We start from the raw sequence: 23,977 nt of genomic DNA on the forward strand, positions 1-23,977 counted from the left end.
CCGGCCGAGCGGCAGAACGTGCCGCCATCGTCCGTGGGGTGGCAGCTCGTGGAGTGGTAGAGCGCGGCCGCGGGCCCAAAGGCCTCGTCCACGGTCTCGGCCTTCTGCACGATGGGGGTCGGCCACCCTCCGCCTCCACCCAGCCAGGCCGCCGAGTTGTAGAAGAACTTCAGCTCCACCACGAACCGCACGCTGTCCGCGAGCACCCCCTGAGCGCAGATCAGCAACAGCAGCGCAAGGACTGCTTTTATTCTGGTTGTCATTTTTTTCTTCGGGCCGCGCCGGTGCACGACAGGCCTATGGGCACGCGCGCCATCCAGCGCGCAAGGGCCGCTGCGCCCTTCCCAGGTGCATCGGCGCGCGCAGTTTAACTAGGAGTCACGACACCTCCGTGACCGCAGGCCGCACTGTGGCGGGAAACTGACACAGGCACAGCCGTCACCCCTGCAGCCCCGCCGCCCGCCGGAACACCTTCCAGAACGAGGGTCCCGAAGGCGGGGAGGGCGGCCAGGCTGCCGTACCCGCTTCTTTTCTCCCTGCTCAACCCGAACGTGCCACTTTCCGTGAGGTGGGCACATTAACAAGATTGATTCGCATCCATAATTGCGACCGTTTTTTGCAAGTCCAACAATATGAAACACTCCAGCGCCATCAGAAAACCCCGCAGCCTCCGCCTCGCCGATGGCGTTGCCGCCAGCCTCTCCACCGTGGCCCTGCTGCCGCTGGCCGCCCTGGCCCAGACGGCGGCGCCGGCCCCCGACACCCGCACCATGCCGACGGTGACCGTGCAGGAGCAGGCCATCGACCCGAACCCCAATGCCGAGGTGGGCGCGCCCTACAAGGCCAAGACCTCCGCCGACGTGCGCCACACGCGGCCCCTGGCGGAAACGCCCCAGACCATCTCGGTGGTGACCAAGGCCGCCATCGACGATTCCGGCTTCACCGACCTGAAGCAGATCCTCGCGGCCCAGCCCGGCATCACGCTGGGCACGGGCGAGAACGGCAACGCCTTCGGCGACCGCTACATCATCCGCGGCCAGGAAGCGCGCAGCGACGTGTTCGTGGACGGCCTGCGCGACCCCGGCATGACCACGCGCGAGAGCTTCGCCATCGAGCAACTCGAAATCACCAAGGGCCCCAACTCCACCTTCGCGGGCCGTGGCTCGGCCGGCGGCGCGATCAACGCCATCACCAAGCAGGCCACGCTGGACTACGACTTCTCGCGCGTGTCCGTGGGCGCGGGCTCCGACCACTATCGCCGCGCGACGCTGGACGTGAACAAGGGCTTCACCGACCAGTTCGCGCTGCGCGCCAACGCGCTCACCAGCAATGAAGGCGTGCCGGACCGCGACCCGTCCAAGCGCCGCCGCGACGGCCTGGCGCTCTCGGGCCTGTGGGAGGTGGATTCCAACCTGTCGGTGACGCTGGACTACTACGGCCTGCGCGCCAAGGACAAGCACCCCGACCTCGGCAGCTACCTCGTGGGCACCGTGCCCAACCGCGTGCCCGCCAGCGGCGTGCCGGTCTACGCGCAGGACCAGGACTTCCAGAACTCCGACGTCGATGCGCTCACCGCGCGCGTCAAGTGGAAGATCGCGCCCGACAAGACCCTCACCAGCCTGACGCGCTACGGCCAGTCCGAGAACGGCTACGTGGTCACCGGCGCCTCGGGCGGCACGCGCTACACCAGCACGGGCACGCCGTTCGCCAGCGCCTCGCTCAGCACGCACAACGGCTGGCAGGAGGTGACGTACTTCGCGCACCAGACCAACCTGCGCTGGGACACGCAGGTCGCGGGCAAGAAGAACGAATTCATCTTCGGCCTCGAATACACCGACCACCAGGTCAAGCGCGGCAACTACGCCGTGACCAACACGGGCGCGTTCAACTGCCGCACCCAGGCCGGCGCGGGCGCCAACACGGCCTTCTGCCTCTCGGGCCCCACGGGCGCGATCACGCCGGGCCTGAACTCGGTCATGGGCCGCAGCATCGCCCAGACCCCCTGGGCCAATGACTGGCAGGTCAAGAGCTTCGCGCTCAGCGCCATGGACACCGTGGACCTGACCGACAAGTGGACCGTGTTCGGCGGCGTGCGCGCCGACTACACCGACTTCAGCCTCGTCACGCGCAACGCCACCACGGCCGCGCAGACCGGCAACTACACCTACACCGACACGCTGTTCAACGGCCACCTGGGCATCACGTACAAGATCAACCCGATGGGCATGGTCTACGCCAGCTACGGCTCCTCGCAGGACATCAACGGCGGCGAATCCGACACCGGCACCAGCAGCGGCTACGGCGGCCTCGTGGTCTACAACGGCAACGCCGCCGGCGCCAAGCCCGAGACCTCGCGCAACTTCGAGATCGGCACCAAGTGGAACCTGCTGGACGACAAGCTGCTCTTCACGGCGGCGGCCTTCCAGACCACCAAGTCCGACGTGATGGAAGGCGCCAACTACGACTCCGTGGGCACCTTCAACACCGGCAAGAACCGCGTGCGCGGCGTGGAGTTCGGCCTCGTGGGCAACGTCACGAGCCAGTTCACCGTGCAGGCCGGCATGGCCTTCATGAAGTCCAAGGTGCTCAAGTCGGCCACGGCCGCCAACGTGGGCCTGCCGATGTCGAACTTCGCCGACCGCTCCTTCTCGCTGCAGGGCAAGTACCAGCTCACGCCGGCCTTCGCCTTCGGCGCCACGGCGCGCCACGAGAGCAAGCGCTGCGGCGGCCAGCCCGACACGGGCGCGGGCTACAGCAACGGCGTGTGCTCGCAGCCGGTGCCCTCGTTCACGGTCTATGACCTGTTCGCCTCGTACCGCCTGAACAAGAACGCCGACATCCGCGTCAACGTGCTCAACGCCACCGACAAGGACTACTACACGGCGGTGTACCGCTCGGGCTCGTTCCTGTACAAGGGCGACGGCCGGGCCGTGCGCGTCACGTTCGACTACTCGTTCTGATGCCGCCGCTGGCCATGGGGGCCGCGGTCTGATCCAATGCCGGGCCCTGCCCGGCATTCGCGCTTTCCGATGAGCCCTCACCCACCCACCGCCGCACCGGCCGCCCTCCCGCCCGGGGTGCATGGCGCGATCGACTACGAACGGCTCGCGCCGCGCCACATGGATGCCGCCCGGCACGCCTACGTGGCGGGCGGCTGCGGCCAGGACCTGTCCGTCGCCGCCAACGCCCGCGCCTTCGCGGCCTGGGCCGTGCTGCCCCGGCTGCTGCGCGACGTGCGCCACGGCCACGTGCGCGCCACGGTGGGGGACGAGGCCTGGGCGCACCCCGTCGCCCTCGCGCCCGTGGCCTTCCAGGCGCTCGCGCACCCGCAGGGCGAGATCGACACCGCCCGCGCCGCCGGCGCCACCGACACCTGCCTCGTCGCGAGCACGCTGTCGTCCCATCCGCTGGAGGCGATCGCCGGGGCCTGCGGGCCGGCGCGCTGGTTCCAGCTCTATTTCCAGCCCCGGCGCGAAGACACGCTGCGCCTGCTGCGCCGCGCCGAGGCCGCGGGCTACCGCGCGATCGTGGTGACGCTGGACGCCGCCATCCAGACCGCCAGCCGCCGCGCGCTGGAGGCGGGCTTCCGCATGCCCGCCGACTGCGTGGCCGCGAACCTGCGCGACCAGGCCCCCACCGAGCCGCCGCCGCCCGCGCCGGGCCAGGCCCGCATCTTCCACGCCATGCACTTCGCGCCCACCTGGGACGACCTGGACTGGCTGCTGGCGCAGGCGCGCCTGCCCGTCTGGGTCAAGGGCGTGCTCCACCCGGGTGACGCCCAGGCGCTGCAGGCGCGGGGCATGGCCGGCATCGTCGTCTCCAACCACGGCGGGCGCAGCCTGGACGGCGCGCCCGCCACGCTGCAGATGCTGCCCGCCGTGCGCGCGGCCGTGGGCGCTGACTTCCCCGTGCTGCTGGACGGCGGCATCCGCTGCGGCACCGACGTGTTCAAGGCCCTGGCCCTGGGCGCCGACGCCGTGCTCGTGGGCCGCCTGCAGGTCTATGCGCTGGCCGCGGCCGGCGCGCTGGGCGTGGCCCACATGCTGCGCCTGCTGGTCGAGGAACTGCAGGCCTGCATGGCGCTGGCCGGCTGCGCCACGCTGGCCGACATCGGCCCCCACGCCCTCGTGGCCCAGCCCCTGCCTTTTTCATCCACCACCGACACGCCATGCTGATCACCATCGACCAGGTCCTGACACCGGACGAAGTGCGCCATTTCCGCCAGCGGCTGGACGCCGCCGCCTGGCGCGGCGGCGAGGCCACGGCCGGCACGCTCGCGCGCGCGGTCAAGCAGAACCAGCAGCTCGACGACGGCAGCGATACGGCCGTGGAACTGGGCAACCACCTGCTGCGCGTGCTGGGGCGCCACCCCACCTTCATCTCGGCCGCGCTGCCGCGCACGATCCACCCGCCGAAGTTCAACCGCTACGCCGACGGCGGCACCTACGGCGCCCACGTGGACAGCGCCGTCATGCACCTGCCCGGCTCGCTGCGGCCCATGCGCACCGACGTCTCGGCCACGCTGTTCCTGGCCGAGCCCGACGAATACGACGGCGGCGAGCTGGAGATCGAGGGCCCGTTCGGCGTGCAGGGCGTCAAGCTCGCGGCCGGCGACATGGTGCTCTACCCCTCCACCAGCCTGCACCGCGTGACGCCCGTCACGCGCGGCGCGCGCATCGCCTCGTTCCTCTGGATCGAGAGCCTCGTGGCGGACGAAGGCGAGCGCGCGCTGCTCTTCGACCTGGACCAGTCCATCCAGCGCCTCACCCCGTCGCTGGACGCCGCCGACCCGCGCCTGCTGCAGCTCACGGGCGTTTACCACAACCTGCTGCGCCGCTGGGCGCAGACCTGATCCGCGTTTTCTTTCTCTCCAAGGAGCCTTCCCATGACCACCCCCTTCCTCCCACGCCTGGCCGCGGCCGCGCTCGCCCTGGCCGCCTGCGGCGCCTGGGCCCACGGCGAGGTGCAATGCCCCGCGCACCCCAAGGCCGAATGGCGCCCTCACACCGAGCTGCACGAAAAGCTCGTCAAGGAAGGCTGGACCGTGCGCCGCATGGAGCTGACGCCCACCTGCTACGAGGTCTACGGCAAGGACCCGCAGGGCAAGCGCGTGGAGGCCTTCTTCGACCCCAAGACGCTGGAACGCGTTGAAGAAAAGTAATCCCTGGCCGCGCGTCTGGGACGCGGCCGTGCGGCTGCTGCACTGGTCGCTGGTGGCCTCCGTGGCGGCCGCCTGGATCACGCGCAGCCGGCTCGGCCCCCTGCACGAGAACATCGGCTACGCGGCCCTGGCCATCGCCACGGCGCGCGTGGCCTGGGGCTTCACGGCGGGCGGGCGCCATGCGCGCTTCGCGCAGTTCGTGCGCGGGCCCGCCGCCACCCTGGCCTACGCGCGCGCCGCCCTCGCGGGCCGCGCGCCCCGGCACCTGGGCCACAACCCGCTGGGCGGCTGGATGGTGGTGGCGCTGCTCGCCTGCATCGGCCTGCTGGGCTTCACGGGCTGGCTCTACACCACCGACCTGTTCTGGGGCTACGGCTGGCTCGCGAACCTGCACGAGGGCCTGGGCTGGACACTGCTCGGGCTCATCGCCCTGCACGTGGGCGGCGTGCTGTGGACCAGCCTCCAGCACCGCGAGAACCTCGTGCGCGCCATGCTCACCGGCCGCAAGGCGCCGCCCGGACAGGGCGACGTGGACTGATCCGCCGCCGTCTTCCGGATTAAATCGCCGCCATGTCGCCGAATTTGCTACGTTCTTTGCTATTGATTAAATAGCAACCGCATCCCCCCGTGGCACCCGCCGCCGCAATGCCGCCGCGTCAGGGCAGCTCGCGGCTCGGGTCGGGCGTGGCGGCGTCGCGCGGGCCCACCGTGCCCAGGCGCGACTTGAGCGACTGCGGCTGGCCCGTGAGGATCGCCGCGTACATGGTGGTGTTGGAGATCACCTTCTTCACGTAGTCGCGCGTCTCGGAGAACGGGATGTTCTCGGCCCAGATGGCGGCGTCGAGCACCGGCCCGTTGCGCCAGTTGCGCGGCCGGCCGGGCCCCGCGTTGTAGGCCGCGGCGGCCATGGGCATGGAGCCCTCGAAGTCGTCGAGCGCGAGCTTGAGGTAGGCCGTGCCGATGGCGATGTTGGTGTCGCGGTCGTTGATCTGGTCGGGCGTGAAGCCGGCCATGCCGATCTTGCGCGCCGTCCAGCGCGCCGTGGCGGGCATGACCTGCATCAGCCCCGAGGCGCCCACGCCCGAGCGCGCGTCCATGATGAAACGGCTCTCCTGGCGGATCAGGCCATAGACGTAGGCCGGGTCCAGCCCGATCGCCTGCGCGCGCGCCACCACCGCGCTGCGGAACGGCATGGGAAAGCGCTGCGACGCATCGGCGAAGCCCTTGGTGCGCTCGCTGGTGTTGATGCAGCGGTCCCAGATCTCGCGCTGGCAGGCGTAGTCGGCGGCGGCGAGCAGCTCGCGGTCGCCCATGCCGCCGGGCACGTGCAGGTTGGTGGTGTAGTTCCACTCGCGCACGCCCTCGTGGCGCAGGCCCAGGCCGATGGCATAGAGGCTGCGCGCGAAGCCCGGATTGGCGCGCACGGCGGCCTTCTCCTCGGGCGTGGGCGGCAGCGGCGCCGTGGGGGGCGCCACGCGCTGGCCCAGCTCTTCGAGCGCCAGCTGCTCATAGAAGCCGCCGGGCCCGGCGATGCGCTCGAACAGCTCGCGCGCCTTGGCGCGATCCTCGTCGCCGGGGCGGTTGGAGAGCAGCGCACGGGCGCGCCAGTAGGTCCAGGTGCTGTCCTGCCGCGCGGCCGCGCTCATGGCGTCGATGGCGCGCGCCACCTGCTTCCACTGGCCGGCGCGCATCGACGCGCGCACCTTCCAGGCCAGGGTGTCGTCGTTCAGGTCGCCGTCCTTGGAGACGTTGCCGAAATAGCCCATGGCATCGGGCGAGAGCGCGATGGCGGCCTGCTTGCCGATCACCCCCCACACCCAGTTGCGCTCCTCGGGGCTGAGCTGCACGCCCCACTTGGCGTCGAGCAGGCGCGCGGCGGCGGCGTGGTCGGCCATGGCCATCTTGATGAGCGCCAGCACCACCAGCTCCTGGCGCGCGCGGCCAGGGGCCGTGGCGCGGCTCGCGAGGAACTTGACGGGCGCATCGAACACCTCGCGCAGCAGCGGCAGGGCATCGGGCGCCACGATCTCCACGGCGTTGCGCGTGGTGCGCGCGCGGTTGGCCTCGGCGGCCATGCGCGCCTTGCGCCAGACGTCCATCGCGGTGATGCGCTTGTCCGAGAGGAACTCGGCCGCGGCATGGGTGCAGCCGTCGTCGGCCTCGCGCAGCGCATACCAGTTGCGCAGCACCTCGTCGGCCGCGCCCGGGGCGGCCGTGCCCTTGATCTGGTCCACGAGCAGCGCGTAGCAGCGCACCTCGCGGTCGTCGTTCATGCGGTACTTGGCGTGCAGCTCGGAGAACTGCGCCCAGTCGCGGCGCTGGCCCACCAGCAGCAGCCAGTCGTTGCGCAGCCGGTCTTCCTGGTAGGTGCCGGCGAAGCGCTGCAGGAAGGCGGCCACCTCCTGCGGCGTGGCCTGGTCGAGCCGCGCGCGCAGCTCCCAGTAGGCGCCCCAGGGCTCCAGCACGTGGCCCCGCAGATCGGGCAGCAGCTGCGCGAGCTTCTGCCGGTCTCCCTTGCGGTAGGCCTGCTGCATCTGCAGCAGGGCGTCGTCGCCCCGGTTTTGTGCCAGAACAGGCGGTGCGGCGACCGCGAACACGGCGGCGGCCACCAGCGGTGTCAGAATCGTGAGCAATTGCATTGGGGAATTATGTGATGGACAAAGCAGCCCTGCGACGCGCATTGATCGAGGAACGCCTGAATCTGCCCGACCGGCTCCAGCGGGCCGACCTGCTGCAGCGGGTGATGCGCATATGGCTGGTGGACCGGCCCGACACCGTCATCGGCGCCTACTGGCCCATCAAGGGCGAGTTCGACCCCCTGCCCGCCCTGCACCGCTGGAAGGAGGACGGCGAACTGCTCGACGAGCCCCAGCGCCGCCGCATCGGCCTGCCGGTGGTCAACAAGGAGCACAAGACCCTCACCTTCCACGCCTGGTACCCCGGCTGCCCCATGGAGGAAGACGCCTACGGCATCCCCAAGCCCAAGGACACCGAGGTCATCGTGCCCACGCTGCTCTTCGTGCCCTGCGTGGGCTACGGCCCCGGCGGCTACCGCCTGGGCTACGGCGGCGGCTTCTACGACCGCACCCTGGCTACGCTGCAGCCCGCGCCCGCCACCGTGGGCCTGGGCTTCACCCACGGCTTCCTGGAAGACTTCGAGCCCGAGCCGCACGACCTGCCGCTGGATGCGATCCTCAACGACAACGGGGTGGTCTGGCCGTTGAGGTGACAACCCCCTGAGCGGCTGCGCCGCTTCCCCCTTCTCCTTCGGGAAGGGGGACGACGCCGGTGGCCGGGCGAAGCCCGCTCCACGGCGTCTGCTGGCGTGGCCTGCTCCGCGGCCTTCTGACGGGTGGCGCTGCGCCGGTTTCATGCGCTGCGGGTGGCGCGTTGATGCCATGAGAAGCTGAAATGCTCCCCGAGCCGCCTTCGGAGCGGCTGCGGCCCCGGGATTTCATGCGCGGGGCGCATCAATGGCGGTGCCGATCGGCATCGCATCGTGTGCCGCAGCGCCGTAGCATGCGCAGCCATTCGACATGCACTGCAAGGATGACCCGACCATGTTCCAGCTCTACATCGGCAACAAGAACTACTCCTCCTGGTCCATGCGGCCCTGGGTGATGCTGCGCCAGGCCGGCATCCCGTTCGAGGAGGTGTTCGTGCGCTTCGACAGCTTCGATGCCGGCTCGGCCTTCAAGCAGACCCTGCAGAACATCAGCCCCACCGGCAAGGTGCCCGTGCTGGTGGACGGCGCCGTGGCGGTCTGGGACACCCTCGCCATCGCCGAATATGTCGCCGAGAAGCACCCCGACAAGGGCCTGTGGCCGCAGGACGCCGCCGCGCGCGCCCAGGCGCGCAGCATCGTCGCCGAGATGCACAGCGGCTTCACCGCGCTGCGCGGCGCCTGCCCGATGAACATCGAGGCCCGGCTTCCCGACACCGGCGCCCTCCTCTGGCGCGACCGGCCCGCGGTGCGCGCCGACGTGCAGCGCCTCGTGGACATGTGGGGCGATCTGCTGGAGCGGCACGGCGGCCCGCTGCTCTTCGGCGCGCAGTTCACCATCGCCGATGCCTTCTTCGCGCCGGTGTGCTCGCGCCTCGCCACCTACGCCCTGCCCGTGCCGCCGCGCATCGCCGGCTACGTGGACCACGTCCTGGCCCTGCCCGGCGTGAAGGCGTGGATCGAGGGCGCGCTGGCGGAGCGGGATTTCCTGGATTTCGAGGAGCCCTACCGGCTCGGCCGCTGAAGCGGCGCCCGCCCCATACGGGTTTGCCATCGAAGAGAGAACACGGCGCGAAGCCGCAGACCGTGCAGTCGCACAGGCCAAGGCGAAGCAACGCAGTGATCTTTTCGAGGGCGAAGCCGTATCACCCCTGCCGGAACTGCTTGCGCAGGAACGGCCTGTGCCGCGCGATGTGCGCCATCTGCGCCGGCGCGATGGAGCCGCCCAGGTCCTCGTCCTCGGTGTTGAGCACCTGGTTCCCGTAAGCCAGGGCGCGGGCCACCACCTCGGCCTCGTCCACCCCCTGCTGCGCGGCCAGGTCCATGGCCACGCGGCGCATGGCGCGCTGCGAGAGCATCCACATCGCGCCGAAGGCATCCCACGCGGCGGCCGTCTCCTTGAAGCGGTCGTGCTCGGCCAGGATCTCGCTCAGCGGCTTGTCCAGCACCTCCTGCAGCGCCTCCATGCGCTCGCGCAGCGTCTCGACCTCCTCCTCGCGCCGCAGCGCGTCCACCGCGGCGTTGGCGGCGGCATCGGGCGCTTCGGGCACGGGCACGCTGCCGTCGGGGTTCATCTGGGCGATCGTGAGGGAAGAGGAGAGGGACATGGCGGGCAAGAGGGGAAAGCGCTGGCGAATATACGCCCGGCGCCTGGGACCATCGCCATGGGCATCCTTTCGCGGCGACGGCACATGGCTTCGGCTGGCGCCGCCATCGGTGACGGCGAGCCGGTAGGTTATGGGCAAGCCGCCGCCAGACATTTCTCCGTCTTGCGGAACCATCCATCCTTCCCCGCCACCGTACAACCGCGCCCCATGTTGACACCGTTGATTTCCACGCCACGCAAGGCCGGCTCGCTCGCCTCCACCCAGCCAGGCCCTGCGACGGCGAGCACCCATGCCGCGTCCCGATCCGCCAGTCCTCCAGCCTCGCCGGACGGCCTTGCTCCGCGGCCGCAGCGTGCCCTCGCACCCGTTCAGCCCAAGGGGCCGGATTTCGACGAAACACTGGCGGCACAGCGCAAGCCCCACCTGCTGGCGTACCTGCGCCAGATGGAACGCGAGCTGGAAAACCAGTTGGAGCGCCCCATGGCGTCGGACACCAATTCCGACATGCACCACCTGGACGACATCATGGAAGCGCTGAATGCGACCACCCCGTCGTTGAATCTGTGCAAGTACGCCTTCGAATTCAATCAGCAACTGGAAGGATTGAAGAAAACGGGGCTCGTTACGCAGTTGTTCGAAGGCATGCAAACGCAGGGTCAATGGCATGCCATCTTCGACCGCGACGGAAAACACCGCTCCGCCATGAGCGTGCAATGCGCCAAGGATTCCGCCTCGCTCGTCATCGTGGACAGCCTTCCTGCCGACAGCATCACCGAGGAGGTCCACACCGGCACCTGGACGCGGGTGCTGGAAGAGTTGCAATGGTTTCTCGACAGGAAGCGCAATTTCGTGGAGCCGCGCACTCAGTTACGGGCCCATATCGTGTTCACCCACGCCCAGAAATCCGATGAGGGCTGCACCATCTTCGCCTTGTCGGCGGCCAAGAAAATGGCATCTTCGACGGCCATCGCAGACCTGCACCGGCAGGCACTGGCTTCAGCCGCCAACGCTGACGGTACGGAGCCGGCCGTGAAGATGCTGGCCTCCAGCGTGCTGCCTCCCGCCTTCATGAAGCATGCGACCTCTGCAAGAACGCTGCGCGAATACCTGGAGAAGCGCCGGCAGGAGCCGAACGCGGCGGCAGCCGATCAGGGAGCCGTCAACAAGCGCGGAGAAACGCTGCTTGAACGGCACGCGGCCCACGAGGTCACCCGCCAGAAGCGGCCCCCGGAAGAGTCGACATGGTTCACCCCGATCCTGAAATGTCTGGGCATGGACACCGGCCCCAAGACCTCGACCTACAGCGCCTCCTACCTGCACAAGCGCATCGAATTCGTCCGCACGGCACTGGCCCACTTCGCGCCCCCCACGTCTGACGACACCACCGTCGCACACGGGCAGGTGCCGCAGTAGGGCCACGGCGCCTGCCCGTGCGCCGTACACTGCCCCGCATGCAGATCTACATGGTGGGCGGCGCCGTGCGCGACCGGCTTTTGGGCCGCCCCGTCAACGACCGCGACTGGGTGGTGGTGGGCGCCACGCCCGAGGACATGGCCGCGCGCGGCTTCCTGGCCGTGGGGCGCGATTTCCCCGTCTTCCTCCACCCCGAGACACGCGAGGAATACGCGCTCGCGCGCACCGAGCGCAAGAGCGGGCGCGGCTACCGGGGCTTCTTGGTGCAGGCCGACGCCGGCGTGACCCTGGAGCAGGATCTCTCGCGCCGCGATCTTACTATCAATTCAATAGCAGCCCGCATAGACGATACGCCGACATGGGAGCTATTCGACCCCTATGGCGGCGTGCGGGACCTGCAGGCGCGCACCCTGCGCCACGTGACCGATGCCTTCCGCGAGGACCCCGTGCGCATCCTGCGCGTGGCCCGCTTCGCCGCGCGCTTCACCGACTTCACGGTGGCGCCCGAAACGATGGCGCTGATGCGCGCGATGGTGGAGGCCGGCGAGGCGGCCGACCTCGTGCCCGAGCGCGTGTGGCAGGAGATCGCGCGCGGCCTGATGGAGGCCGCGCCCTCGCGCATGTTCACCGTGCTGCGCGACTGCGGCGCGCTGGCCGTGCTGCTGCCCGAGCTGGACCGCCTCTGGGGCGTGCCGCAGCGCGCCGAATACCACCCCGAGGTGGACACCGGCGTGCACGTGATGATGGTGCTGGACATGGCCGCGCGCCTGCAGGCGCCGCTGGCCGTGCGCTTCGCCTGCCTCGTGCACGACCTGGGCAAGGGCACCACGCCCGCCGACGTGCTGCCGCGCCACATCGGCCACGAGCAGCGCAGCGCCGATCTGCTCGCCGGCGTGTGCGAGCGCCTGCGCGTGCCCGCCGAATGCCGCGAGACGGCCGACGTGGTGGCGCGCGAACACGGCAACATCCACCGCAGCGGCGACCTGAACGCCGCCGCCCTGCTGCGCCTGCTGGAGCGCTGCGATGCGCTGCGCAAGCCCGGCCGCTTCGCGGACGCGCTGCTGGCCTGCGAATGCGACGCGCGCGGGCGGCTCGGCTTCGAGGAGCTGCCCTACCCGCAGCGCGAGCGGCTGTGGGGCGCGCTGGAGGCCGCGCGGGCGGTGGACACCGGCCCGGTCGCGGCGGACGCGGCACGGCGCGGGCTGCGCGGGCCCCAGGTCGGCACAGAGATCCACCGCGCGCGCGTTGAGGCGGTGGCCCGCTGGCTGGCCGCGGCCACGCCGGCGCCCTGATCCCGCGGCGGCGGGCGCGCGGACCTCCCCGGCGGCGCCTACAAGGCCGTGGGCTGCGCGCCTACAAGCCCGGCGAACCCTTCTGGTAAGGTCGTCGGCAATGCAAAAGCCCCCGTTGCTGACCACGCGCCACGCGCTGTTTCTCGACTTCGACGGCACCCTCGCCGACATCGCCCCCCACCCCGACGCGGTCCAGGTCCACCCCGGCGTGGTCCCCGCCCTGCAGGCCCTGCACGAACGGCTGGACGGCGCCCTGGCCATCGCCACGGGCCGCACCCGGGCCGACATCGACCGCTTCCTCGCCCCCCTCCAGTTGCCGCTCGCCAGCGAGCACGGCGCCCAGTACCGGCTGGGCAGCGGCGTGGCCGGCAGCGTGCCCGCGCCCGATCTCTCGCCCGTGGTGCGGGCGCTGCAGCCCCTGCTCGACCGCTATCCCGCACTGGTGCTGGAGCGCAAGAGCGCGGGCATGGCCCTGCACTACCGCCAAGCGGTAGAGCTGGAGCCGCTGTGCCGCGCCACGCTCGAACACGCGCTGGCGCAGGCGCCGGGCCTGGAGCTACTGCAGGGCAAGTGCGTGCTGGAGGTCAAGCCCGCCGGCCCCGACAAGGGCCGGGCGATCGCCGACTTCATGCGCCACCCGCCGTTCGCGGGGCGCATCCCGGTGTTCGCGGGCGACGACGTGACCGACGAGCACGGCTTCGCCGCGGCACAGGCGCTCGGCGGCATCGGCATCAAGGTCGGCCCGGGCGACACCCGGGCGACTGCGCGCTGCGACGACGCGGCGCTGCTGCGCGAATGGCTCTTCCAGATGGCATCACCCGAGGGACTGTCCGCATGAAACCCCACGACCCCGCCCCTTCCACCGGCCACGACGCGCAGGCCGCCGGCACGCCGGCGCCGGCCGACGGCCTGCCCGGTCTCTCGCGCGATCCGCTGCGCAGGCCGCCCACCTTCGCGCCGCCCGCAGAGGCCTCGCTCGGGCTCGGCATGATCGGCAACTGCTCGGTCAGCGCCCTGGTGGACGCCAATGCGCACATCGTCTGGTGCTGCCTGCCGCGCTTCGACGGCGACCCGGTGTTCAACGCGCTCATTCAGCCCGGGGACCAGGGCAGCCGCTTCGCGATCGAGCTGGAGAACCAGGCCGAGAGCCGGCAGTGGTACGAGCCCAACACGGCGGTGCTGCGCACCCGGCTCACGGACCAGGCGGGCAACAGCATCGAGATCACCGACTTCGCGCCGCGCTTCTATGCGCGCTCGCGCTTCTTCCGGCCCATGCTGCTCGTGCGCCGCGTGCGGCCCGTGCAGGGCTCGCCGCGCATCCGCGTGACGGCCAACGTGCGCTACGCCTGGGGCCGCGAGAAGCCCGAGATCACGCAGGGCAGCAACCACGTGCGCTTCGTGGGCGCCGACCTCACGCTGCGCCTGAACACCGACGCGCCGGTCTCGCACGTGCTCTCGGGCCAGCCCTTCGTGATCTCGCGCGAGTACAACTTCCTTCTCGGCGCGGACGAATCCCTGCCGGGCGGCATCGCCGACACCGCGCGCTCCTACGAGCAGGAGACCGTGGCCTACTGGCGCCAGTGGACGCAGCGCCTGGCCGTGCCGCTCGAATGGCAGGAGGCCGTGATCCGCGCGGCCATCACGCTCAAGCTCTCGCTCTACGAGGACACGGGCGCGATCGTCGCGGCCATGACCACCAGCATCCCCGAATCGGCCCACAGCGGCCGCAACTGGGACTACCGCTACTGCTGGCTGCGCGATGCGTTCTTCGTCGTGCGCGCGCTCAACAGCCTGTCCGAGACGGCGACGATGGAGGACTACCTGCGCTGGCTCAGCAACGTGGTGGTGGAGGCGAGCGGCGGCCACATCCAGCCGCTCTACGGCATCGGCCTGGAGCGCGAGCTGCCCGAGTTCTTCGTGCCCCACCTCGCGGGCTACCGCGGCATGGGCCCGGTGCGCGTGGGCAACCAGGCGGCGGAGCACTTCCAGCACGACGTGTACGGCAACATCATCCTGGGCGCCGCGCAGGCCTTCCACGACAAGCGCCTGCTGCACATGGGCGGCGCGGCCGAGTTCGCGCGCATGGAGCAGATCGGGGAGCTGGCGGTGCAGGTCTATGGCACGCCCGATGCCGGCATGTGGGAGCTGCGCACGCGCGCCCGCGTGCACACCTCCTCCGCGCTCATGAGCTGGGCCGCCTGCGACCGGCTCGCCAAGATCGCCTCCGCGCTGCAGTTGCCCGAGCGGGCCGACTACTGGCACGGCCACGCGCGGCGCATGCGCGATGAAATCCTCGCGAAGTCCTGGAGCGAGAAGCGCCAGGCCTTTGCCGAAAGCTTCGGCGGCCACGAACTGGACGCGAGCGTGCTGCTCATGGCCGAGGTGGGCCTGATCGACCCGCGCTTCGTGAGCACCGTGGACGCCATGGAGGCCACGCTCTGCGACGGCCCCTACATGCGCCGCTACGAGGCCGCAGACGACTTCGGCAAGCCCGACACGGCCTTCAACATCTGCACCTTCTGGCGCATCGACGCGCTCGCGCGCATCGGCCGCCGCAGCCAGGCCCGCGAAATCTTCGAGGCCATGCTGGCGGCCCGCAACCCGCTGGGCCTGCTGTCCGAGGACACGCACGCGCAGACGGGCGAGATGTGGGGCAACTTCCCGCAGACCTATTCCATGGTGGGCATCATCAATGCGGCCGTGCGCCTCTCGGCGCCGTGGGATAGCGTCATATGAAGAGGCATCCCCCTGAGCGGCCTTGCCGCTTCCCCCTTCTCTCGGCTATCGCCGGGAAGGGGGACGACGCCAGCGGCCCGGCAAAGCCGGTTCCGCGGCGTCCGCTGGCTTGGCCTGCTCCGCGGCCGTTCGACCGGATGCGCCGCGGTCGGTTGCATGGGCTGTGCCTTCGCGGAATGAAGCTGGATTGAAGAAGAAAGAATCTCCATGAGCCGACTCGTCGTCATTTCCAACCGCATCGCCGATCCCCGGAAGCCCGCCGCCGGCGGGCTCGCCGTGGCGCTGGGCGAGACCCTCCACCGCACCGGCGGCATGTGGTTCGGCTGGAGCGGCACCATCGCCGAGGACGGCCTGCCGGGCGAAGGCAAGCTGCAGACGCGCCAGGCCGGCAGCGTGACGCTCGCCACCGTGGACCTGTGCCGCGAGGACCACGACGCCTACTACGCGGGCTACAGCAACAGCGTGCTCTGGCCCGTCTTCCACTACCGCCTCGACCTGGCGGACTTCAACGCGGGCTATGTCGCCGGCTACCGCCGCGTGAACCAGATGTTCGCGCGCAAGCTGCTGCCGCTGCTGAAAGAGGACGACATCCTCTGGGTGCACGACTACCACCTGATCCCGCTGGCGGCCGAGCTGCGCGCGCTGGGCTGCCGCCAGCGCATCGGCTTCTTCCTGCACATCCCCGTGCCGCCGCCGCTCATCATGGCCGCGATCCCGCAGCACGAGTGGCTCATGCGCTCGATGTTCGCCTACGACCTCGTGGGCCTGCAGAGCGAGGCCGACGTGGCGCACTTCACCCGCTACCTGAGCCACGAGGGCGGCGCCGAGAGCGTGGGCCCGCAGCGCCTGCGCGCCTTCGGCGGTACCGTGCAGGTGGGCGCGTTCCCCATCGGCATCGACGTGGACGAGTTCACGCGCCTCGCGAGCGCGCCCGACGCGGTGCAGACCTGCGAGGCGCTGAAGAACGAATACTCGCGCCGCCGCCTGCTCATGGGCATCGACCGGCTCGACTACTCCAAGGGCATCCCGCAGCGCGTGCGCGCCTTCAGCGAGCTGCTCGCGCGCTACCCCGAGAACCAGCACAGCGCCACCCTGATCATGATCGCCTCGCCCACGCGCGACAGCGTGGACGCCTACGCCGACCTGCGCCAGGAACTCGAAGGCCTGTGCGGCGCCATCAACGGCGACCACGGCGACCTCGACTGGATGCCCGTGCGCTATACATCCACCGCACCGTGGCCCGCAAGCGCGTGCCCGGCCTGTGCCGCGCCTCGGCCGTGGGCCTGGTCACGCCGCTGCGCGACGGCATGAACCTCGTCGCCAAGGAATACGTGGTGGCGCAGGACCCGGAGGACCCCGGCGTGCTGGTGCTCTCGCGCTTCGCGGGCGCGGCCGAGCAGCTCAAGGAGGCGCTGCTGGTGAACCCCTACGACACCCAGGGCATGGCGGACTCCATCCAGACCGCGCTGCGCATGCCGCTGCAAGAGCGCCAGAAGCGCCACCGCGCGCTCCTGGACCGCATCCGCGAGCACGACATCCACTGGTGGCGGCGCACCTTCCTCGACGCGCTGGAGAAGGCGCAGGACTGAACGGAACAAAGGCCCCCGCCGCGCCAGCACGGGGGAGCGGCCTGCGTCGGCGCGGTCAGCCCGCCACGGCCAGGGCCGCGTAATCCCCCACCTGCAGGCCCAGCCCCGCGGGCACCACCTCCACGCCCCCGGTGAGCGCGGGCAGGTGGTTCGACACCTCGGCCTGCAGCAGCGGCAGCAGAAAATCACGGTGGTGCAGGAAGACGCTGCCGCCCACGCTGATGCGCTGCAGATCCAGGATGGCGACGAGGTTGTAGAGCATGCGGCCCAGCACGCGGCCCATGCGGGCGACGGCCTCGGCCGCGGCCGGCTCCCCGGCGCGCGCGGCGCCCACCAGCTCGCTCGCGTCGCGGCCCCAGCGGCGGGGGATCGCATTGCCCGCCACGAGCGACTCCACATCGCCCACGTTGCCGCAGCCGCAGCGGGCATCGGCCGGGCCCTCGCTGGAGAAGCTGTGGCCCGCATGCCCCGCATTGCCGTTCTTGCCGGCCAGCACGCGGCCGTCCACGCACAGGCCCACGCCGATGCCGGTGCTCCAGGTCACGTAGGCGCAGTGGTCCAGCCCCCGCAGCGCGCCCCAGCGGCGCTCGGCCACCAGCGCGGCCACGGCGTCGTTCTGCACGTGCACGGTGCCCAGAGCCTCGGCCAGCGGCGCCTGCAGGGGGATGCGCGTCCAGTCGTTGGGCAGCAGGCTGCGGTCGGCCCCCGGCAGGCCGCCGCAGATGTTGGGCGTGGAGACCTCGACGAGGCCATCGCGCAGGGCGAAGGGCCCGCAGCACGCCACGCCCGTGGACTGCAGCTGCGCGCGGGTGATGCCCGCCTCGGCGCAGGCCTCGTCCACCATGCGCAGGGCCTGCCGCGCCAGCGCGTCGGGCGGCCCCTGCTTGGCGGTCGGCTCGGTGCGGCGGGCCACCAGTTCCGCCAGGTCCGTGCCCGGGGGCGCCAGCGCCACCGCGATCTTGGTGCCCCCAATGTCGATACAAGCTCTCATCGCCACCTCGGTCGTTCTTCAAGGGGCGCGCCGCGCGGCGCGCCGGAAAACATCGAGGCGACAGTATCGGCCGCACGGAGGGGGCCGCCATGTAGGCCGGCAGCCCCAGGAAGCACACGGCCCCGGGCACGGTGGCCGTGCCCGGGGCCGGTGCGCTGCAGGCAGGCAGCAGGCCGCTGTTACAGCGAGTAGCCCAGCATCATCGCCACCCCGGGCTCCTTGTTGGGCCGGCTGAAGCTCTCGCGCGTGAGGCGGCCCACGGGGATCGAGATCTGCTCGGTGGCGAACCATTTCTTGTAGATCTGGTCGATCTCGCGGCTGGCATAGAGCCGGCCCAGGGCCTTGTCCACCGCCGCCGCCAGCGCCGCATCGCCCTTGCGCATCATGATCGCGTAGGGCTCCACCGACAGCGCGAAGCCGCCCAGCGCCAGCGTGTCCTGGGCATGGTTGCGGGCCATCAGGCCCAGCAGCAGCGAATCGTCCTGCGCGAAGGCCTTCACGGTGCCCGCGCGCAGGGCCTTGAAGGCCTCGTCGTTGTTCTCGAACACCTTCACGGTCGCCTTCACCTCGCTCACCGTGAGCTGCGTGAACAGCTTCTCCGACGTGGACCCCTTGCTCACGGCCACGGTCATGCCCGTGAGGTCCTGCACCGAATCGGCCTTCGTGCCCTTGGGCACCAGCACGCGGATGCCGGCCACGAACATGGTCGGGCCGAAGGCCACGCGCTCCTGGCGCGCCTTGGTGTTGGTGGTGGAGCCGCACTCCAGGTCGATTTCGCCCGACTCCAGCTTCGGGATGCGCTCGGGCGCGCTCACCGGGCGGTATTTCACCTCCAGGTCCTTGAGCTTGAGCGTGCTCTTGATCTCCTCGACGACTGCCTGGCACAGATCGACCGAGTAGCCCGCGGGCTTGGCGGCGTTCTGCTTGTCCACGAACGAGAACGGCCACGCCGACTCGCGCACGCCCAGGGTGATGGTGTGGGACTGCTGGATGCGGGCCATCGTGTCGGCCGGAGCCTGGGCCAGCACGGGAGCGGAGAGGGCGGAAAAGGCCGCGGCAAGCGCCAGCAGCCGGAAAGAGCGGCGAATCATGGGGAGGACCGGAACGTGGGGGTAGGGAAGAAAAGTGAGGCAATCACTGTGCCAGGGGAAGGCGCCGGGCATGTGACGGCCCGGCTCATAGCCATTTGGCGATCAGGCTCGCGGCAGCGCTGAGCAGCAGGGTGCTGGCCAGCGGCAGGTTCCATTCACGGCCGAAAAGGCGGAAGTGGAAATCACCGGGCAGGCGCCCCACGCCCAGCCGCTGCAGGAACGGCGCCAGGCCCTGGAGCAGCACCAGGGCCAGGAAGACGACGATCAGCCAGCGCAACATCCCGCGAGTGTAGGTGCAGAGCCGGTTTTTGCCATACCCCGGCAAAAAGCCATTCCACCGCCGCGGCGCGGCCTTTCCGCCAGCAGGAATGAAAGGTGCGCGTTCCGCGCCCCTTTAGAACGTGTTCACGATCTTAGCGCTGCACGCCCCAGCGCCGCACCGTGACGCGCTCCAGCGTGTGAAATCCCAGGGTTTCCACGAGCAGGCCGATGAGGATCACCAGCGCCAGCCCGGCGAAGACGCGGTCGGTGTAGAGCTCGTTGCGGTTCTGGAAGATGTACCAGCCCAGCCCCCCCTTGCCCGAGGAGGCGCCGAACACCAGCTCCGCCGCGATGAGCGTGCGCCACGCGAAGGCCCAGCCGATCTTCAGCCCCGACAGGATGGAGGGCAGCGCCGCCGGCACGAGGATCTGCAGCACGTAGCGCAGCCCCCCGAGTCCGTAGTTGCGCCCGGCCATGCGCAGCGTCTCGGGCACGCCCTGGAAGCCCGCGTACGTGGCCAGGGCCAGCGGCCACAGCACCGAATGCACCAGGACGAACACCAGGCTGCCCTGCCCCAGCCCGAACCACAGCAGCGCGAGCGGCAGCAGCGCGATGGCCGGCAGGGGGTTGAACATCGCCGTGAGCGTGGAGAGCAGGTCGCGCCCCAGCTGCGTGGACACCGCCAGCGTGGTGAGCGCGAAGGCGCCCGCGATGCCCAGCAGGTAGCCCTTGAGCAGCACGGCGAGCGAGATCGCCGTCTTGTCGAGCAGCTCGCCGGAGGCCAGGCCCTCGCCCAGCGCCCGCGCGGTCTGCAGGAAGGTGGGCAGCAGCAGGTCGTTGTCCTGCCAGCGCGCGGCGGCCTCCCACAGCGCGGCGAGCACCACGAGGATCAGCAGGCGGCGCACCGCCGGCAGCTGCCACAGCCGCGCGGCCCACGGCAGGGGCTGCTCGGGCGCGATGCCGTCCAGCGGCTCCAGCGCACGCTCGATTTCGGGGCGCACGGGCGGCAGGGCACGCGCGGGGGTGGGTGCGGTCGTGGTGGTCATAGGGCGATGCGGAACGGCAGCACGTCCGCCGACCTTGCGCCGAACGCACCGGGTGCGCCGGGCACGGCGGCCGGGCGCTCCGGCACGCGGGCCGGGCCCGGCGAAGCGCCGGCGGGTTCGTCGAAAAGCAGGCGGTGGATGCGCTGCGCGGTGGCCTGGAATTCCGAGCTGCCCAGGCTGTGCAGGCCGAACTGGTGGCAATTGATCTCCGCGCGCAGCCGCCCCGGATGCGGCGAGAGGATGGCGATGCGGTTGCCCACCACCAGCGCCTCTTCGATGGAGTGCGTGACGAAGATCAGCGTGAAGCCGAACGCCTCCCACAGCCCGAGCAGTTCCTCCTGCATGCGGCGGCGCGTGAGCGCATCGAGCGCGGCGAAGGGCTCGTCCATCAGCAGCACGCGCGGCTGCATGGCCAGCGCGCGCGCGATCGCCACGCGCTGCTTCATGCCGCCCGAGAGCTGGTGCGGGTAGGCGTCGGCGAACTTCGACAGCCCCACCTTGTCCAGGTAGAGCCGCGCGCGCTCATCGGCCTGCGCGCGCGTGGCGCGGCGCGCGGCCAGCAGCGGAAAGGCGACGTTCTCGCGCACCGTCTTCCAGGGCGGGAGCTGGTCGAACTCCTGGAACACCACCACCCGGTCGGGCCCCGGCCGCGCAACGGGCACGCCACCCAGCACGATGCGCCCCTCGCTCGGCGCGATGAAGCCGGCGATGGACTTGAGCAGCGTGGACTTGCCGCAGCCCGAGGCGCCCAGCAGCACGAAACGGTCGCCCTCGTGCACGTCGAAGCCCACGCGGTGGGTGGCGCGCACGGCGCGCTCCCGCGTGCGGTAGTCGATGCTCACGCCCTCCACGCGCAGCAGGGGCTGGCCCGCGGCGGCAGCAGCGGCGGGGCGCGGCGGCGGCGCGGCGGGCTCGGCCGCTGCGGGTGCCTGGCCCCACAGGGCCGGGCCGCCGGTTTCTTCCTCCACGCGCTCCAGCAGGGCCCGGGGGATCGGTCCGAATCGCATGGCTCGGGCCTCCGGGTTCAGCTGCCGCCCGCCACCAGCGGGTCGTCGAAGAAGTAGTCCTGCAGCGCGGCCGGCCGGTGGCGGATCGCGCCCACACGGTGCATGAACTGGCCCAGGCCCAGCGTGTTCTGCGGGCGCACCATGAACTGCACCTCGGGGTTGCGCAGGATCTTCACGAGCAGGGCGCGGTCGGTGCGGGCGCCCGTCACCTTGAGGTAGATGTCCGCCGCCTGCTCGGGCTGGGCCGCGATGAAGCGCGCGGCCTCGTCCAGCGCGGCGATGAAGGCGCGGTAGGTCTTGGGGCTGTCGCGGCGGAATTTCTCGGTGGCGTAGAGCACCGTGGCCGAGGCCGGACCGCCCAGCACGTCGTAGGAGTTGAGCACGGTGCGCGCCTGCGGGTTGCCGGCCAGCTCCTGCTCCTGGAAGGGCGGGTTGCCGAAGTGCGCGGTGATCTCGGTGCCGCCCTTGATGATGGCGGCGGCCGCCTCGGGATGGGGCACGGCCACCTGGAGCTTGTCCAGCCGGTCGAAGGCCTTGTCGCCCCAGCGCTGCGCCGAGGCGTACTGCAGCACGCGCGACTGCACCGACACCCCCACCGCCGGCAGCGCGATGCGGTCCTTGTCGGTGAAGTCGTCCAGCGTCTTCACGGCCGGGTTGTTGCTGACGAGGTAGTACGGGAAATTGCCCAGCGAGGCCACGCCCTTGACGTTCTGCCGGCCGCGCGTGCGGTCCCACAGCGTGAAGAGCGGGCCCACGCCGGCCCCGGCGATGTCCACGCTGCCCGACAGCAGCGCATCGTTGACCGCCGCGCCGCCCGAGAGCTGCACGAACTCCACGCGGATGTCCACGCCCGCGGCCTTGCCGTGCTTCTCGATGAGCTTCTGCTCCTGCGCCACGTTGAGCAGCAGGTACACCACGCCGAACTGCTGCGCGATGCGCAACTGCCCTTCGGCGGCCTGCGCCGCGCCCGCCACCAGCAGGCCGGCCCCCACGCACAGCGCCGCGCAGCGCCGCAGCCAGCCCCTGCGGGCGCGTGGCGGGGCCGAAGATCCGGGGCGGGACGGAGACAGTGGCATGGCGTGGCTTCTTTCAGGGGAACGGGTGGGCAGCATCGGGGGCGGGGATTACCGGGGCACGTCGCCCTCGATCGTGGTGCGGTAGAGCTTGCGCCGCTCGCTATCGGGCGTGCCGGCGGCCAGGTGAACGACCGAGCGGTTGTCCCAGAACACCATGTCGCGGGGCTGCCAGCGGTGGCGGTAGGTGAACGCGGGCCGCGTGCTGGCGGCGAACAGCGTGTCCAGCAGTTCGCGGCTCTCGGCCTCGGGCAGGCCGACGATGCGGGTCGTGAAATGCTCGCTCACGAAGAGCGCCTTGCGCCCCGTCTCCGGGTGCGTGCGCACCACCGGGTGGACCACGGGCCGCACCTCGTCGAGCTGCGCCGGCGTGAGCGCGGGCCGCCAGGGATTGCGCGCGCGCAGCTCCTCGTAGCGCGCCAGGTAGCTGTGTTCGGCGCTCAGCCCCGCGATGCGGTCCTTCAGCGCCGGCGGCAGCGTGTCGTAGGCGGCGTGCTGGTCGGCGAACAGCGTGTCGCCGCCCTCGCCCGGCAGCTCCTGCGCGTGCAACAGCGAGCCCAGGCTGGGGCGCTCCTTGTACGACAGGTCCGAATGCCAGAAATGGCCCGCGTCGCCCAGCCCGACGGGCTCGCCGCGCGCATCGCGGATGTTGGAGACCACGAGGATCTCCGGGTGGCCGGCGAGCTGGAACTTCTTCTGCACGTGGATCTGCAGCGGCCCGAAGCGGCGGCTGAACGCGATGTGCTCGGCCGGCGCGATGCGCTGGTCGCGGAACACCAGCACGTGGTGGGCCAGGTGCGCACGGTGGATACGCCCGAAATCCCCGGCGTTCAGGGGGCGCGAGAGATCCAGCCCCACCACTTCGGCGCCCAGCGGGCCCGCGCCGTCCGGCAACGGGCGGATGTCGAAGGATTGCGGCGACGCAGGGATGGCATCGGTGGGCGACAGGACAGCCGACATGGATCGAACCTTGGAGATGAACCGGGGCACGGCACCCCGAAGGCCTGCACTGTAGGCAGGCGGGTTCATTCCGGGAACGACGGATTTCTCAGCTGCTTACAACCAAAACAGCTAAGAAATCATCTTGATCACATTACTCCGCAATATGGCTCACTCCATTGCACGGCATCCAGGCGGGTGACGAGGTCTTCGCAACCATGGGAGTCCGGCTCCTCCCGGAGATCGCCGCGCCGGCGGCCCGGGGCACGCCGGGGCCGGTGGTCGGCCGGGAGAGCCCCTTCACCGACGCCGCGGCAACCATCGCCGCGGTCGAGGGAGGCCTGCGCACGCCCGGCAGGGCCGTGCTGACGTTCCAGGGCCTGCCCCGTCCAGGGCAGTACATACGCATGGAAATCACCCTGAACACGCCAATCGAACCAGGATTTCAGATTATTTCAGGTTAATTCAGGAATATTAAGGATGGCCGGAAACACTTTCGTTGACTTCCCCCCACATCTGCCGAGAATAGTCCCTCGGTCCAGCATTAA

22 protein-coding genes and 1 pseudogene are annotated in these 23,977 nt (G+C 70.6%); 13 read left to right on the top strand and 10 right to left on the bottom strand.

Features of this window, described 5'->3' with window-relative positions:
- Positions 1-263, bottom strand: a 263-nt coding sequence (locus AX018_RS12260) for a hypothetical protein (RefSeq protein WP_146749299.1), incomplete at its 3' end; no start/stop codon positions are given.
- A 369-nt stretch (positions 264-632) separates the two neighbouring features.
- Here AX018_RS12260 and AX018_RS12265 point away from each other — a divergent pair.
- From AX018_RS12265 to AX018_RS12285, 5 genes are all read left to right on the top strand, one after another.
- A complete protein-coding gene (locus AX018_RS12265) occupies positions 633-2,960 on the top strand; it encodes a TonB-dependent receptor (RefSeq protein ID WP_111877570.1) in 2,328 nt (775 codons plus the stop codon).
- A gap of 69 nt (positions 2,961-3,029) precedes the next feature.
- Positions 3,030-4,175: an alpha-hydroxy acid oxidase gene (locus tag AX018_RS12270; protein WP_111877571.1), complete on the top strand. Its 1,146-nt coding sequence runs from the start codon at positions 3,030-3,032 to the stop codon at positions 4,173-4,175.
- Positions 4,169-4,852 carry a Fe2+-dependent dioxygenase gene (locus AX018_RS12275; RefSeq protein WP_111877572.1) on the top strand — a complete coding sequence of 228 codons (684 nt, stop codon included), beginning with the start codon at positions 4,169-4,171 and terminating at the stop codon, positions 4,850-4,852. Before AX018_RS12270 ends, AX018_RS12275 begins: the two co-directional genes overlap by 7 nt.
- Positions 4,853-4,885: 33 nt before the next feature.
- On the top strand, positions 4,886-5,161 hold the full coding sequence (locus AX018_RS12280) for a PepSY domain-containing protein (RefSeq protein ID WP_111877573.1): 276 nt from the start codon (positions 4,886-4,888) through the stop codon (positions 5,159-5,161).
- Positions 5,148-5,699, top strand: a complete 552-nt coding sequence (locus AX018_RS12285) for a cytochrome b/b6 domain-containing protein (protein ID WP_111877574.1) — start codon at positions 5,148-5,150, stop codon at positions 5,697-5,699. The genes AX018_RS12280 and AX018_RS12285 overlap by 14 nt, the downstream gene beginning before the upstream one ends.
- A 118-nt stretch (positions 5,700-5,817) precedes the next feature.
- Here AX018_RS12285 and AX018_RS12290 read toward each other — a convergent pair whose 3' ends face one another.
- The gene (locus tag AX018_RS12290) at positions 5,818-7,800 is read right to left on the bottom strand and encodes a lytic transglycosylase domain-containing protein (RefSeq protein WP_111877575.1); all 1,983 of its coding nucleotides are present in this window, start codon (positions 7,798-7,800) and stop codon (positions 5,818-5,820) included.
- 14 nt (positions 7,801-7,814) lie between these two features.
- Here AX018_RS12290 and AX018_RS12295 point away from each other — a divergent pair, with 14 nt between their 5' ends.
- Both AX018_RS12295 and AX018_RS12300 read left to right on the top strand, forming a co-directional pair.
- Positions 7,815-8,390, top strand: coding sequence for a 5-formyltetrahydrofolate cyclo-ligase (locus AX018_RS12295; RefSeq protein ID WP_111877576.1), 576 nt, complete (start codon positions 7,815-7,817; stop codon positions 8,388-8,390).
- A gap of 331 nt (positions 8,391-8,721) precedes the next feature.
- Positions 8,722-9,408 carry a glutathione S-transferase family protein gene (locus AX018_RS12300; protein WP_111877633.1) on the top strand — a complete coding sequence of 229 codons (687 nt, stop codon included), beginning with the start codon at positions 8,722-8,724 and terminating at the stop codon, positions 9,406-9,408.
- 121 nt (positions 9,409-9,529) lie between these two features.
- On the opposite strand, the gene AX018_RS12305 is transcribed toward AX018_RS12300, so the two are convergent.
- Positions 9,530-9,991, bottom strand: coding sequence for a hypothetical protein (locus AX018_RS12305; RefSeq protein WP_111877577.1), 462 nt, complete (start codon positions 9,989-9,991; stop codon positions 9,530-9,532).
- A gap of 207 nt (positions 9,992-10,198) precedes the next feature.
- On the opposite strand from AX018_RS12305, the gene AX018_RS12310 reads away from it, so the two are divergent.
- The 5 genes and pseudogenes from AX018_RS12310 to otsA all read left to right on the top strand — a co-directional run bounded on the left by AX018_RS12310 (position 10,199) and on the right by otsA (position 17,021).
- On the top strand, positions 10,199-11,404 hold the full coding sequence (locus AX018_RS12310) for a YopJ family acetyltransferase (protein WP_211322424.1): 1,206 nt from the start codon (positions 10,199-10,201) through the stop codon (positions 11,402-11,404).
- Positions 11,405-11,442: 38 nt separating this feature from the next.
- The gene (locus AX018_RS12315) at positions 11,443-12,696 is read left to right on the top strand and encodes a multifunctional CCA addition/repair protein (protein WP_111877579.1); all 1,254 of its coding nucleotides are present in this window, start codon (positions 11,443-11,445) and stop codon (positions 12,694-12,696) included.
- Between the two features lie 100 nt (positions 12,697-12,796).
- Entirely contained in the window at positions 12,797-13,534 is a 738-nt protein-coding gene (gene otsB / locus AX018_RS12320) for a trehalose-phosphatase (RefSeq protein ID WP_111877580.1), read from the top strand.
- 149 nt (positions 13,535-13,683) lie between these two features.
- Positions 13,684-15,432 (top strand): glycoside hydrolase family 15 protein, encoded by a 1,749-nt coding sequence (locus tag AX018_RS12325; protein ID WP_111877634.1) that lies wholly within the window; start codon positions 13,684-13,686, stop codon positions 15,430-15,432.
- A 207-nt stretch (positions 15,433-15,639) separates the two neighbouring features.
- Positions 15,640-17,021, top strand: a pseudogene (gene otsA, locus AX018_RS12330) (alpha,alpha-trehalose-phosphate synthase (UDP-forming)).
- 55 nt (positions 17,022-17,076) lie between these two features.
- Here the strand turns inward: otsA and AX018_RS12335 are convergent.
- The 7 genes from AX018_RS12335 to AX018_RS12365 form a co-directional block, all read right to left on the bottom strand.
- Complete coding sequence (locus AX018_RS12335) at positions 17,077-18,012, bottom strand: ROK family protein (RefSeq protein WP_111877581.1); 936 nt, start codon at positions 18,010-18,012, stop codon at positions 17,077-17,079.
- A 179-nt stretch (positions 18,013-18,191) separates the two neighbouring features.
- Complete coding sequence (locus tag AX018_RS12340; RefSeq protein WP_111877582.1) at positions 18,192-19,103, bottom strand: amino acid ABC transporter substrate-binding protein; 912 nt, start codon at positions 19,101-19,103, stop codon at positions 18,192-18,194.
- Between the two features lie 85 nt (positions 19,104-19,188).
- Positions 19,189-19,383 (bottom strand): DUF2905 domain-containing protein, encoded by a 195-nt coding sequence (locus AX018_RS12345; protein ID WP_111877583.1) that lies wholly within the window; start codon positions 19,381-19,383, stop codon positions 19,189-19,191.
- A gap of 133 nt (positions 19,384-19,516) precedes the next feature.
- Positions 19,517-20,410 carry an ABC transporter permease gene (locus AX018_RS12350; RefSeq protein ID WP_111877584.1) on the bottom strand — a complete coding sequence of 298 codons (894 nt, stop codon included), beginning with the start codon at positions 20,408-20,410 and terminating at the stop codon, positions 19,517-19,519.
- Complete coding sequence (locus tag AX018_RS12355; protein ID WP_111877585.1) at positions 20,407-21,417, bottom strand: ABC transporter ATP-binding protein; 1,011 nt, start codon at positions 21,415-21,417, stop codon at positions 20,407-20,409. Before AX018_RS12355 ends, AX018_RS12350 begins: the two co-directional genes overlap by 4 nt.
- Before the next feature lie 17 nt (positions 21,418-21,434).
- On the bottom strand, positions 21,435-22,493 hold the full coding sequence (locus AX018_RS12360; RefSeq protein ID WP_111877586.1) for an ABC transporter substrate-binding protein: 1,059 nt from the start codon (positions 22,491-22,493) through the stop codon (positions 21,435-21,437).
- Between the two features lie 48 nt (positions 22,494-22,541).
- Positions 22,542-23,450 (bottom strand): TauD/TfdA dioxygenase family protein, encoded by a 909-nt coding sequence (locus tag AX018_RS12365; RefSeq protein ID WP_111877587.1) that lies wholly within the window; start codon positions 23,448-23,450, stop codon positions 22,542-22,544.
- 197 nt (positions 23,451-23,647) lie between these two features.
- On the opposite strand from AX018_RS12365, the gene AX018_RS12370 reads away from it, so the two are divergent.
- Positions 23,648-23,893, top strand: a complete 246-nt coding sequence (locus AX018_RS12370; RefSeq protein ID WP_170146242.1) for a hypothetical protein — start codon at positions 23,648-23,650, stop codon at positions 23,891-23,893.
- The last annotated feature ends 84 nt before the right edge of the window (positions 23,894-23,977 follow it).

The organism is Paracidovorax anthurii (genome assembly GCF_003269065.1).
In the GTDB taxonomy this organism is placed as follows: domain Bacteria; phylum Pseudomonadota; class Gammaproteobacteria; order Burkholderiales; family Burkholderiaceae_C; genus Paracidovorax; species Paracidovorax anthurii.